The organism is Arthrobacter gandavensis (assembly GCF_039528575.1).
Taxonomy (GTDB): domain Bacteria; phylum Actinomycetota; class Actinomycetes; order Actinomycetales; family Micrococcaceae; genus Arthrobacter_B; species Arthrobacter_B citreus_B.
In genome coordinates this window covers 107,348-120,168 of the sequence record NZ_BAAALV010000003.1, presented here as the reverse complement: position 1 = coordinate 120,168, position 12,821 = coordinate 107,348, and the positions used below count along the sequence as shown (strand labels likewise).

The window sequence follows — 12,821 nt, the reverse complement described above, 5'->3', positions numbered from 1 at the left end:
GATGCAGAACACGAAATGAGGAAGTTATGAGCGAGAACGTGTTGAGGATCGGCATCGGCGGACCCGTGGGCAGCGGCAAGACTGCCCTGACGGAGGCCCTCGTTCCCCGGCTCATCGCGGCCGGCCGAACCCCGGGCGTCATCACCAACGACATCTATACCCAGGAGGACGCCCACCACGTCCGCCGGGAATTGGACGGCATCCTGGACCCGGAGCGCGTCATTGGGGTCGAGACCGGTTCCTGCCCGCATACGGCCGTGCGGGATGATCCAACCATGAACCTGGCAGTCGGCGCCGAAATGCTGGAGCGGTTCCCGGATGTCGATACGCTCATCTACGAATCGGGCGGGGACAACCTGACGCTGACATTTTCGCCCGCCCTGGCGGATGTGTTCGTGTTCGTGCTGGACACAGCGGAGGGCGAGAAAATGCCCCGCAAACGGGGACCTGGCATTACGGACAGCGACATCCTGGTGATCAACAAGATCGATATCGCCCAGTACGTCCGTACGGACCTGGGCGTCATGGAGGCCGATGCGCACCGGGTGCGCGAAGACAGGCCGGTGGTGCTGACCAACTCACTCACCGGGCAGGGAGTCGATGAGCTGCACCAGCAGATCATGACGCAGTGGAACGGCGCCAGAACCGAGCTCATCGGATGACGGTCAAAGCCGCGGAACCGGAAAGCACTTCCCCTCCCCAGCTGGATGGGGTCCCCCAGCCACAGGTTCCGCAGACCGGAGGCCGGCCTCCGAGCACGGGCGGCTACCGGCTCGAGCCGGCTTACTTTGAACCGGACCGGGTGCCGGAGGAAGTCCTGCGCCACTCGGGGGCGCCGCGCAGCCTGCCGGTCGGCAGCCCGGGCAAGGTGGGTGTGCTGCAGCTCGGTTTCGACCGCAACCGCGGCCGGACCGAGCTGGTAGAGCATTACCAGAAGTCTCCGCTGCAGATCATGCATCCGCTGTACTTCAACCTGCTGCGCCCCGACATGCCTTACACCTACCTCATGTCATCGGGCGGAGGCATCCTGCAGGGCGACCGGCAGCGCACCGACCTGCGGTTCGGTGCCGGGACATCGGCCCACGTGACCACCCAGGCGCATACCCGGATCTACCGCATGGACTACGGTTACGCGACCGCCGTCGTTAACCTCGCGGCTGAAGAAGATGCGTACGTTGAGTACCTGCCGGACCCGGTTGTCCCTTTCGCGGATTCGCGTTTCTACCAGCAGACTTCAGTGGTGCTGGACGAGTCCGCGACGCTGCTGCTGGGCGAGACCGTCTACGCCGGACGGCTGGCCCGCGGCGAGCGGCACGCCTATGACGTGTATGCCTCCGACCTTGAGGTGCGGCGTCCCGACGGCCAGCTGGTCGCCCTGGACAGGGTGCGGCTCTGTCCAGGGGACGGGGAAGAGGGAAGCGGCGTAAACGGATTGGGTGTGCTTGCGGGCCACGATGTGCTCGCGATGCTCTACGTCTTCACTCCCCTCGCTCCCCCGGCGCAGCTGGCAGACACACTGTTCCGGGCGGTTGGCGAAAGCGGGGGCGACCTGATCTACGGGGTGAGTACCCTGCCCGGCAATACCGGGGTTTGGATGCGCCTGGTTGGCAACGACACCGTGGCAGTGGCGGCCGCGAACACGGCAGCTGCTTCCGCCGTGCATGAGCTGCTGACCGGGAAGCAGGCGCCCCACATTCGGAAAAACTAGGAAGGGTCTGACCGTGCGTGGACAAAGCGGTACGCAGACGGCGACGGCAGGGCCGCAGCATTCCTTCCGGGCGCAGGTCATTCTGGCCTTCATACCCGTTGTGCTCCTGCACATCGCGGGGTTCGGACTGTTCTTTTTCCTGGTGGAACCGCTGCACCTGCAGCTTGGATCCTCCGTCTTTGGAGTCGGTATTGCCGTGGTGGCCTATGTGCTCGGCGTGAGGCACGCCTTCGACGCCGACCACATTGCCGCCATTGACAACACGACCCGCAAGCTCGTTGACCTGCGCCGGCCCGCCGCCGGCGTCGGCCTGTTCTTCTCACTGGGGCACTCCACCATCGTCTTCCTGATGGCGGCGCTGCTGGCACTCGGAGTGAGCTGGGCCGTGGGGCTGAGCGACGACGGCAACGAGGTCCGCAACGGCCTGGGCGTTTTCGGCACGCTCGTGTCCGGCGTCTTCCTGCTGCTGATCGGGCTCATCAACGCCGTCGCCTTTATGGGAATCCTGAAGGTCTGGCGGGCTTCACGCAACGGCGAGCTGGACCAGGTGGAGCTGGAACGCCACCTTCAGGGACGCGGCTTCATCACCCGGATTCTCCGGCCGCTGCTGAAGACGATCGACCGGCCGGGGAAGATGTACGCTGTCGGGTTCCTGTTCGGGCTTGGTTTTGACACCGCCAGTGAGATCGCGCTGCTGGTGCTTGCCGGAACCGGAGCGGCCACAGGCCTGCCCTGGTATGCCATCCTCTGCCTGCCGCTCATCTTCGCAGCCGGCATGAGCCTGTTCGACACCCTCGACTCGGCCGTTATGGTCCGCGCCTACGGCTGGGCAAGCGTCAACGCGATCCGCAAGGTTTACTACAACCTGACCATCACCGGGCTCTCCGTGATGATTGCCGTCATCATTGGCGGCATAGAGCTGGTTGGCCTGCTGAACGAGAAGCTTGGGCTTCGGGATCCGCTCACCGGGTGGGTTGCCGGGATCGATCTGGAGAACGTGGGATACATCATCGCGGGCACCCTGGTCCTGGTCTGGCTCATCTCCACCGCCTACTGGAAGTTCGGGAGGGTGGAAGAGCGGTGGGCTCAACCAGGCCCCGGGAGCGTTCTCCCCGGTGAGGGCCCGCAACGGGGCCGCAGGCCTGGCAAAACACCCGAGCCGGGCCGGCCGCCAGGCACCCCTGCCGGAGAGGAAACAGCATGAGCAGCACAGGGGCAACCGCTCCGCACCCTGCCATCCCGGCCGCAGGCTGGCTAAAAGGCTGGGGCCAGGGGCTCTCGCAGATCTTCTTCCAGAGCAACGTCTTCACAGCGCTGCTGATACTGGCTGCCTTTGCCGTCGCAGACTGGCGCATGGCCCTGCTGGTCCTCATCGGTGCCGCGGGCAACACGGTGGCCGGGCGCCTGATCGGAGCCGACTCGTCCTCGGTCATGGCGGGGATGCAGGGCTTCTGCGGCGCCCTGGTCGGAGCAGCGACCTATGCGGCTATCGGCGCCCCATGGGAGGCGTATCCAATCGCACTGGCCGGGGGCATACTCTGCGCCCCGGTAATTTGGCTGGTGAACGCACTGTTCACAAAGACGCCGCTGAGGATCTACGGGCTGCCCTCGACCACGGCTCCGTTCTGCATCGTGGCGACGATCATCCTGTTCAGCACTGAGCCGCTGCATGTGAGCGCGGCATCATCGGACACCATCGATTCGGCACCGCTGGCCTTCGTACGTTCCCTGCTGACGAACGTGTCCGAGGTAGTACTCATCAACAACGAATGGTCCGGAGCGCTCATCCTGCTGGGTCTGTTCGTGGCGAGCTGGAAGGTTGGCCTGGCCGGCCTGCTCGGCAGCGTGGTGGGCAGCCTGTGCGCCCTGGCTCTCGGTGAAGCCCTTACCGAGACGGCCAACGGCCTGGCCGGCTACTCCGGCGTGCTGACTGCGATCGCGCTGGCCGTCGTGTTCCTGCGCAGCAGTACCGTCTCATGGGTGCTCGCGGTCATTGGAACCGCGGTGACAGCGTTGGTCACACTGCTGATGCACGACATAGCCGCGCCCACCTACACCTGGCCCTACATCCTCACTACCTGGGTGTTCCTGGTCATCGCCCACTACATTCCCGCGGCAAAGCGTCCCTAGCGGCGGGTCGTCCGGATGCATCCAGGCTGGTGGAATTCAGCTACAGCGAAGCACCGATCCAAAGGCCGGCCGCGGCAGCGGCGACGGAGAGCAGAAGCATGACGATTCCGCTGATGAAAGACGCGCCGTAGCGGCCCTTTTTGATGAGCTGCACGGTCTCGTAGCTTGCCGTGCTGAAGGTCGTATAGCCGCCAAGGAATCCGGTACCAATGACGATGCTGACGTCGGTGGATACAAAATGCTCCACGGTGAGGCCGGTAAGAAAGCCAAGCACGAGCGAACCCGAGACGTTGATGATCGTCGTCGCCCAGGCGAACCGCGTCTTGGAGTGGGCACGGATGAACCCGTCCAGCATAAAGCGCACAGTGGCCCCCACACCGCCTGCCAGGGCCAGCAATAGGAAGATTCCGGGGGTCATGTCGCATCCTCCTGTTCATCCCTGCGCGGGCCAGGGGCACGGTTGTTGACGGCGGTCGCGATCGCGATGCCCGCCCAGGTGGCGCAGGCGCCCACAATCACCGTGGCCAGCGCGTAAATCACTGCGGATCCCGGGAGCCCGTCGCGGAAAAGCACGGCGGTGTCGGTGGCCAGCGAGCTGTAGGTGGTGAAGCCGCCGCAGAACCCGGTGCCCAGCAGGAGCTTGAGGTTCGCGCCGGTCGGACGCGCCTTGTCCAGGCGGGTGACGGCTTCGTAAAGGTAGCCGAGCAGGAAGGCACCGATCACGTTGATGATCGGGATCGCAATCGGGACTTCGCCGAGGTTGGGGATGACGAGCGACAGGCCCTCGCGGCTTGCTGCGCCGGCAGCCCCGCCGAGGGCAACCAGTCCGATCGGGCCCCAGCGCAGGTACGCCGCGCGGGTGCCGCTCATTGTGCCGTCCGATCATCACCCGGCCCGCGGGGACCGTCGGTGACGGGCCGCAGCCAACTGGAATTAGTGTCCATTTTTGAACGGTACGCCTGCGTCCCGTCTCGCTCAATCAAGCAGACCGCCGGAAAGGTCCGGACGGAGGATTCCCTCCCGCCAGGGAGGAATCCACCGTCCGGCTCCGACTAGCTTTCCTTGCTTGTCCGGTCCTGCGGCCGGGGAGGCAGCGGGGCTGGACGGAGGCTGGGATAGCCTTCCCTGGCCGGCGGGACATCCGTGGGGATCTCTGCCAGCATTTCCTTCAGGATCGCTACGCCCTGTTCCAGCTGGGGGTCTTCTCCAGCGGCATAGGAATGCGGCGGGTACGGAACCTCGATGTCCGGCTCGACTCCCCTGTTCTCCACGCCGAAGCCCACTCCCTTGGTAAACCAGAAGGCGTAGCGCGGCTGGGTCACGGACGTTCCGTCGGCCAGGTCGAAGCGGCCGTCAACGCCGACGACACCGCCCCATGTCCGGGTGCCGACTACGGGTCCGATTCCCCGCAGCTTGGCCACTTGGGTCACGATATCCCCGTCAGAACCGGCGAACTCGTCGGTCAGGATCACAACCGGACCGCGCGGCGCCTGGTCAGGGTAGGTCCCCGCCTGCTCGCCGCGCGGGAGCATCCATGCCGTGACCTTTCGGCCGATCAGTTCTGCGACCAGCTGGGAGGTGTGGCCGCCGCGGTTGTGGCGGACGTCGATGATCAGACCGTTCTTGGCTGCCTCGCTGTCCAGGTCCCGGTGAAGCTGCGCCCATCCGCTGGCAACCATGTCCGGAATATGGAGGTACCCGAAGGCGCCCTCGGATGCCGCGCGGACGGCCCGGCGGTTCGCATTCACCCAGTTTTGGTAGCGCAGCCGTTCTTCGCTGCGCAGGGGAACGACGGCGATGCGCCGCTGCTGCGGGCCATCCTCCCCCGCCCCGCGGACAACGGTCAGTTCCACCACGCGGCCGCCGGCGCCAACCAGCAGCGCCGCGGGCCCCTTGTCGGCCGGGACCGGCAGTCCGTCCACGGCAGTGATGACATCACCGGGACGAACATCCGCTCCCGGTGCGCTCAGCGGGGAAATGGCCTTGGGATCGGACGATTCAGGGTCGAGGATGCGGACGACTTCCCAGCCGCCTGCACCCGGCCGAAGATCAGCGCCAAGGAATCCCTGTGCCCCTCCCCCCGCTTCCGCTGCGCCGGGGGCTGTAACGTACGCGTGGGAGGTTCCCAATTCACCGTGCAGTTCCCAGAGCAGGTCCACAAGGTCGTCGTGGGAGCCCAGGTTCTGCACCAGGGGACGGTAACGGGCATGTACCTCGTCCCAGTCCAGCCCTCCCATGTCCGGGGTCCAGAAAAATTCTCGCTGCAGCCGCCACGCTTCATCGAAGGCCTGTCCCCACACCTTCAGCGGCTCCAGCAGGACCCGGATCCTGGACAGGTCCACGCTCACGTTCTCCGGCGAATCCTCGTCTGTCCGGGCACCGGCAGGAACGGCCCGCACCCGGTGCTCGTGGCGCAGAACCACCGTGCCGGCATCTTGCGAGAGTTCGTAGTCCTCCAACGCGGGCACGAGTACGGAAACTTCCCTGGCCGCCACATCGAAACGCTCAAGCCTCTTGCCCGGCGCGCGGTCCGAGGAACTGGCCCGCCCGTCGCCGGTGACGCCGTACACGTCTTCGGCCAGCCACAGCAGGGCTCCTTCCGCAGCGCGCAGTTTTGTATAGCTGCCCTGGGGAACCGGAACCGCGATGATCCTCTCAGCCAGCCGTTCCAGATCCACGGCGGTCGCGGGAGCGTCCTCCGGCACGTCCTGCGGATCGTCGGATTCGGCGCTCCCGGCTGCAGGTGCTTCCACCACGTGGGCGGAAGGCCCGAACGGCGAGTTGGTTCCTGCGGCAAGGGCAATGAGGAACGGCTTCGTGGAGGTTGGGAAACCGAGGTCGAATCCGTGGGTGTCGTAGACGGGGTCGAAACTGCGTTCGGACAGAAACGCGAGGAATTTTCCGTCCGGAGTAAAGGAAGGGCTGTGGTCGTGGAACCTGCCGTCCGTTACGTCCGTGATCGCGGCTCCGCTCCCTGATGTCTCCCTGAGCCGGATCCTGCTGCGCGCACCGTGGACTGTGACGGGCTCCGCCCAGGCCAACCAGCGGGAGTCGGGGCTGAACGCCAGGTCCGTCACCGCTCCGTGGCCGCTGTCTGCTATCTCGCTAAGCTCGGCGGTGCCTGCATCGAGGAGGTAGACCTTGCCGAACTCGGTGGCAGCGGCCACGAGTTTGCCGTCAGGGCTTGGCACCAGCTGCGATGTGCGGGCCGGCGATGGGAACGGGATCCGCACCAGGCCGGTTTCTGCCGCCTTTTCCTGCGAGGCGAGTACTGCCTCGGAGGCACCCTGGGCAGACTGTTCGGGGCCGTCAGCCTCCCCGGCACGGGTATCGGATTGAACCGCCGTCTCCGGGCTCCCTGCCGTTGGACGACCGAGGGCAGAGACCGGGCGCGGCAGCTCCGCGGCCTCCGATTCACCGGAGGACTGGGCGGCGGCCGGCGCAGGGGCGGGCACGGGGGCCGGGCGCAGGTCACCGGCGGCGGGCAGGGAGGCGAAAACGTCCTTGATGAACAGGGCCTCTTCATTGCCCGGGTCCGCGGCGTACACGGCGCGGCCTCCCGGCAGCGGACGGCCAAGCCGGGCACGTACGCCCGGCGTCGCCTCAATGACGCGGGAGGGTCCGTCCTTGTGCGTGAGCCAGTGCAGGGTGCCGTGGGTTTCCACGACACTGGACTTCCCGGCGGCGTCCGGAAAAGCCGCGCGAAGGTGCTGTGCCGCATTGAGCGGACGCGGCCTCCGGTTGGTTCCGGCGGACCCGAGACTAATGTCCAGGCGTTGCGGCTCGGCATCCAGCGACGGCAAAATCCACAGGGACCCAGCCGATTCGAAGATGATCCGCCTGCCGTCCGTTGAAGGATGCCGGACGTAGAAGTCCTGGAAATCGGTGTGCCGGCGCAGGTCGGTGCCTGCAGGGGTTACGGAGTAGATATTGCCGTGGCCCTCATGGTCTGAGAAGAAGGCGATCCTGCCATCGATCCACATGGGGTAGGCAAGATTGCCGTCCAGCTCCGGAACAAGGCGGACGAACTCGCCGTTGCCGTCCGCGTCGATCCAGAGTTTCCCTGCGGTGCCCCCACGGTACCTCTTCCAGCGGGCCGGCTCGCGGCTGAGCACCGAACCGATGACCAGGGGCCGTTCGTCACCCAGCACGGGCCCGTGGGCCAACGTATCCACCGGGCCGTAAGGAAGCCGCTGGGGTGCGGACCCGTCCAGGGGCACCTCGTAGGCCCAGCGCAGCCGGAAGTCTTCGAATTCGAAAGGACTGGTTGCAATCACCGCACCCCCGGGGGTGAAGCCGCGGACGGTGGTGCTCTGGTTGCCCCAGAAGGTGAGCTGGCGGAAGTCTCCGCCGTCGGTATCAGCGGTCACGACTTCAGGGGCGGAGCCCTGCGTGACGCTCCAGGCGATCCTCGAACCATCCGGTGAGAACTTCGGGTTCCGGGCCGGCAGCTGCAGGGAGGACACCCGCCAGGCCCGGCCCCCGGAGACCGGTGCCACCCACACATCGTCCTCAGCCACAAAGGTCACCCGGTCGCCGTGCAGGTCGGGATAGCGAAGATACGGAGTTGAACTCATACCTTCGATCCTATCTTTTTGCGGCTGCGGGCTCCTGAAGGCTTGCCGCCGGGGGCAGCACCGCAGCGATCCGCCAGTTCTTTCCGGTGCGCTGCAGTTCAAGGAGCACATCCTGACGCTGCGCCGTGCCGGGCTCCGCAGCCTCGGTCCCGTCGCTGCGAACCTGTTTCCACGCCGACAGTTCGGCAGAGACTGCTATTCGGACGAGCTCTCCGGAAGGAGGACCCGCTGCGGAAGCTCCCAGGACTGCCACTGTCAGTCCTTCAAGCCGCTCACCGCGCTCCTGCAGTGCCTGTACTGCTTCCAGGTCGGCGGCTTCCGCCGCCGTGCCGGGTTGGTTGACCCAGGCAAGAAGCGCCGGGTTCCCCTGTTCGAAGGCACGGGTCCGGAGCACGGGGAGCACCTTGGCCGCCGCCAGCGGATCGTCCCCGGCAAGTACCGCCAGCTCCTCCGGTGCCGGTTCGGATACGGCCCGTTCGGCTTCCGGGTTGCCCGCAGAGGGTTCGGCGGAAGACGGGCCTGCGGCGGTGTTTCCTGCCCCAGCCGGGCCGGGATCCTGTCCTGCTGCGGGGACCGCGCTGCCCGCATCGGGGCGGAGCAGCTCCGGCGCCCAAACCGCAATGGCTCCGAGCACCGCGGTTGCACTCACCAGGACGGCGGCGGCAATCAACCACCCGCTCACCAGGCCCGCACTGCTGCGGCGTTTCCGTGTCCCGGGCCGCGGAGCCCGCGTCCGGGGATCCACTTGCCGCCGCGGCTCTTCCCAAGGAGCCTGCCCGGAACGGCGGGCCTCCCGCAGCCGGGGTTTGCGGACCCTCCGGGACCGGACGGAAGGGGAGGTGCGGCGGGTGCGCAGTTCTGCAACCACGCTCTGGTGGACAGCCGGAAGCAGGTCCAGCGGCTCTGCCGGGCAGGCCCGCAGCACGCGTGCCGCAAAGTCGCCGGCCCCGGGCCTGGAGTCCGGGTCCTCCTCCAGCGCAGAGTCCACCAGGTCCCGCAGTGCGGCCGGAAGCTCCGGGAGCAGGACGCTGAGCGGAAGGCGAAGGCCCGGAACCAATGGCCTGCCGGTCAGCATGAACCAGCCCAGCGCACCGAGCGCGAACACGTCTCCTGCAGGAGGGGAACCTTGCTTTACCGTCGGAGCCGCGATCTCCGGTGCCATGAACCCGGGCGTCCCTGTGCCGCCCGCTTCCGGTTCGGCCAGGAGCCTGCCGGTTCCGAAATCAGCCAGCAGCGGCTTTCCGTTGGCCGTGAACAGGACGTTGCCCGGGGACACATCGCCGTGGACGGCGCCGTCAGCGTGCAGGCACTCCAGTGCACGCCCCACGGCGACGAGCACAGTGACCGTTTCCCCGGGGCTGAGGGCACCGCGGGCAGCCACGAGCTGAGAAAGGCTGTCCCCGGGGGCGTACTCCAGAAGCAGCCCGTTACCGTGGGCAGTGGCCAGGATGCCTTCGACGCCCAGCAGGTTCTCATGCCGGTACCTGGCCAGGATGGCGAGCTCCCTGCGCAGCTCGTAGCCTTCAGCCAGTGCGTCCTGGCCATGCGGCATCTTCAGTGCGTACCGCTTCCGTTCCCCAAGCCGTTCCACCAGCCACACGGATGAGCTGCTGCCCTGCCCCAGGCAGCGTCCGACGCGCCATTGCGGATCCGGCAGTGCCGGCCTGCGCGGAGAATCCAGTTCGTCCGCGCCGGGTGTCTCCGGGTCATGGGCCATCTGCATGCCGACAGTTCTAGCTTGTTCGGCGCAGTCTTGCAGAAGTTATCCACAGGGCCGGCACAACGTGACGGGGATCATGTCTGCTTTCCGTCACATTCCCGGCTAGGGTGTCCCCTATGGATTTGCAGTTTCTGCGCGTGGGCCTCGCCCCGGATTACCTGGATTACCGGGAAGGATGGGACCTCCAGCGCAGGGCCCATGAGGACGTCAGGGACGGCAGCCGGCCGAACACGGTTTTCCTGCTCGAACACACCCCCGTGTACACCGCCGGGCGCCGCACCGAACCCCACGAACGTCCTTTCGACGGCACGGAAGTAGTCAGCGTTGACCGCGGGGGGAAACTCACCTGGCACGGCCCGGGACAGCTGGTGGGGTATCCGATCCTCAGGCTGCCTGATCCGGTCCTGGTGGTGGACTACGTGGCCGCCCTCGAAGAAGCACTGATCGCAGTGCTGGCCGGCTACGGCGTCGCAGGCAGGCGCGTCGAGGGCCGCTCCGGCGTATGGATTTCCGGAGCGGACGGCGGACAGGACCGCAAGATAGCCGCCGTAGGAATCCGTGTGGACCATGGCGTCACCATGCACGGCTTTTCGCTGAACTGCAGCAATGACCTGGCACCGTACGCCCAGATCATTGCCTGCGGCATTACAGACGCCGGAACCACCTCCCTCAGCCAGGAGACAGGCACCCTGGTGACGCCCGCCGCCGTCGTGCAGCGGGTCGAAGAGGAACTCATGCGTACCCTCGGGAGGCTTGCCAGCCGCCCGGGAGCCGCCGCTTCCGCACCAGCGGCAGCCGGCACAGTCGAAGACACACTAGGAGCCGTGACGTGACACTTGCCCCCGAAGGCCGCCGCCTGCTGCGCATTGAGCAGCGAAACGTCGCCGTTCCGGTGGAACGCAAGCCCGACTGGATCAAGGCCAAGGTAAATATTGGCCCTGAGTACGTCCACCTCAAGGGCCAGGTCAAGAAGGAAGGCCTCCATACGGTTTGTGAGGAAGCCGGGTGCCCCAACATCTTTGAATGCTGGGAAGACAAGGAGGCCACCTTCCTCATCGGCGGCTCGGAGTGCACCCGGCGCTGCGACTTCTGCCAGATCGATACCGGCAAGCCTTCGCCCCTGGACCGCATGGAACCGATGAAGGTGGCCCGCTCAGTCCAGTCAATGAACCTGCGCTACGCCACCGTCACCGGAGTAGCACGCGATGACCTGGCCGATGAGGGTACCTGGCTCTATGCCGAAACGATCCGGCAGATCCATGCCCTGAACCCGGGCACCGGCGTCGAAATCCTGATTCCGGACTTCTCCGGCAAGCCCGAGCACATCCAGGCGATCTGCGACGCCGCCCCGGAAGTCTTTGCGCACAACGTGGAGACTGTGCCGCGGCTCTTCAAGCGGATCCGCCCGGCGTTCCGCTACGAACGCTCCCTGGACGTCATTACCCAGGGACAGGCACTGGGTATGGTCACCAAGTCCAACCTCATCCTGGGCATGGGCGAAACCCGGGAGGAGATTTCCGGCGCGCTGCGCGACCTCCGCGAGGCAGGCTGCGATCTGCTGACCATCACCCAGTACCTGCGCCCCAGCGAACGCCACCTGCCGGTGGACCGCTGGGTCAAGCCCGAGGAGTTCGTGGAACTCAGCGCCGAAGCCGAAGAACTTGGGTTCCTGGGGGTCATGAGCGGACCATTGGTCCGTTCCTCCTACCGCGCCGGTCGCCTGTGGGCCGGAGCGATGCGGAAAAAGGGCCGGGTCCTGCCGCCCAACCTGGCGCACATTGCGGATTCCGGCACCGCTGCCCAGGAAGCTTCTGCCGTACTGGCCCGGCAGTAAACCGGGGTTCCCGCCACTGTTCAACGGCCCGGCGCCTTCCTCTTGTCACAGGGAGAAAGCGCCGGGCCGTCATCACGTAGAATTGACGCATTATGGCCAACAGCACTGATTCCGACGCATCCAAGGGCGCCCGCCGCGGCCTCTTCTCCCGCAAGCCGAAGGCGGAAAAGAAGAACAAGCAGCCCGGCCGCATGAAACAGATCGCCGATGTCTTCAAGATGACCCGGCGCAACGACCCCAGCGTTATCTGGCGGATGGTTGGTGCCTTCTTCGGCATCATCGCCATCGGCCTGATCATCGGGTTCCTGATCGACAACTGGGTGACGATGCTCATCATCGCGATCCCGCTTGGCCTGCTGGCCGCCATGTTCATCCTCTCCCGCCGCGCCGAGCGCGCCGCTTTCGCGCAGATCGAAGGGCAGCCCGGTGCCTCGGGCGCTGCGCTCTCCGTGCTGCGCCGGGGCTGGATCCTCGAAGAGCAGCCGGTGGCAGTCAGCCCCCGCACCCAGGACGCTGTCTTCCGCGCGATCGGCCGTCCCGGCATCGTGCTGGTGACTGAAGGACCTTCCAACCGCGTCAAGGCCCTGGTCGACGGCGAACGCCGCAAGATGAACCGCATCGTTCCTAACGTTCCGGTCCACGTCATCCAGACCGGCCGCGGCGAGGGGCAGGTCCCGCTGCAGCAGGTGGCCAAGAAGGTCAAGAAGCTCAAGAAGTCGCTCACCAAGCAGGAGGTCCAGGCGGTCAACAAGCGCCTCTCCGCCATTGGCCAGCGCCTGCCCATCCCCAAGGGAATCGACCCGTACAAGGCACGTCCGGACCGCAAGGCCGCACGCGGCCGCTAAGCCCAGC

Annotated in this window: 11 protein-coding genes; 7 read left to right on the top strand and 4 right to left on the bottom strand. The window is 66.3% G+C overall.

Features of this window, described 5'->3' with window-relative positions; all coding sequences use genetic code 11:
* Positions 1–26: 26 nt before the first annotated feature.
* The 4 genes from ureG to ABFX29_RS10805 are packed head-to-tail and all read left to right on the top strand — an operon-like array spanning position 27 to position 3,838.
* Complete coding sequence (ureG, locus tag ABFX29_RS10820; protein WP_152229143.1) at positions 27–662, top strand: urease accessory protein UreG; 636 nt, start codon at positions 27–29, stop codon at positions 660–662.
* Entirely contained in the window at positions 659–1,708 is a 1,050-nt protein-coding gene (locus ABFX29_RS10815) for an urease accessory protein UreD (protein WP_152229144.1), read from the top strand. The genes ureG and ABFX29_RS10815 overlap by 4 nt, the downstream gene beginning before the upstream one ends.
* Positions 1,709–1,721: 13 nt before the next feature.
* Entirely contained in the window at positions 1,722–2,912 is a 1,191-nt protein-coding gene (locus ABFX29_RS10810; protein ID WP_211372422.1) for a HoxN/HupN/NixA family nickel/cobalt transporter, read from the top strand.
* Positions 2,909–3,838: an urea transporter gene (locus ABFX29_RS10805; protein ID WP_152229146.1), complete on the top strand. Its 930-nt coding sequence runs from the start codon at positions 2,909–2,911 to the stop codon at positions 3,836–3,838. Before ABFX29_RS10810 ends, ABFX29_RS10805 begins: the two co-directional genes overlap by 4 nt.
* Positions 3,839–3,878: 40 nt before the next feature.
* Here ABFX29_RS10805 and crcB read toward each other — a convergent pair whose 3' ends face one another.
* The 4 genes from crcB to ABFX29_RS10785 form a co-directional block, all read right to left on the bottom strand.
* Positions 3,879–4,256, bottom strand: coding sequence for a fluoride efflux transporter CrcB (gene crcB, locus ABFX29_RS10800; RefSeq protein ID WP_152229147.1), 378 nt, complete (start codon positions 4,254–4,256; stop codon positions 3,879–3,881).
* Positions 4,253–4,708: a fluoride efflux transporter FluC gene (locus ABFX29_RS10795; RefSeq protein ID WP_152229148.1), complete on the bottom strand. Its 456-nt coding sequence runs from the start codon at positions 4,706–4,708 to the stop codon at positions 4,253–4,255. The genes crcB and ABFX29_RS10795 overlap by 4 nt, the downstream gene beginning before the upstream one ends.
* A gap of 182 nt (positions 4,709–4,890) precedes the next feature.
* On the bottom strand, positions 4,891–8,415 hold the full coding sequence (locus ABFX29_RS10790; protein WP_152229149.1) for a S41 family peptidase: 3,525 nt from the start codon (positions 8,413–8,415) through the stop codon (positions 4,891–4,893).
* Between the two features lie 10 nt (positions 8,416–8,425).
* On the bottom strand, positions 8,426–10,138 hold the full coding sequence (locus tag ABFX29_RS10785; protein ID WP_152229150.1) for a serine/threonine-protein kinase: 1,713 nt from the start codon (positions 10,136–10,138) through the stop codon (positions 8,426–8,428).
* A gap of 77 nt (positions 10,139–10,215) precedes the next feature.
* On the opposite strand from ABFX29_RS10785, the gene lipB reads away from it, so the two are divergent.
* The 3 genes from lipB (at position 10,216) to ABFX29_RS10770 (ending at position 12,814) form a co-directional block, all read left to right on the top strand.
* Entirely contained in the window at positions 10,216–10,968 is a 753-nt protein-coding gene (lipB, locus tag ABFX29_RS10780) for a lipoyl(octanoyl) transferase LipB (RefSeq protein ID WP_275124691.1), read from the top strand.
* The gene (lipA, locus tag ABFX29_RS10775) at positions 10,965–11,969 is read left to right on the top strand and encodes a lipoyl synthase (protein ID WP_152229152.1); all 1,005 of its coding nucleotides are present in this window, start codon (positions 10,965–10,967) and stop codon (positions 11,967–11,969) included. The genes lipB and lipA overlap by 4 nt, the downstream gene beginning before the upstream one ends.
* 92 nt (positions 11,970–12,061) lie before the next feature.
* The gene (locus ABFX29_RS10770) at positions 12,062–12,814 is read left to right on the top strand and encodes a DUF4191 domain-containing protein (RefSeq protein ID WP_152229153.1); all 753 of its coding nucleotides are present in this window, start codon (positions 12,062–12,064) and stop codon (positions 12,812–12,814) included.
* Positions 12,815–12,821: the final 7 nt, after the last annotated feature.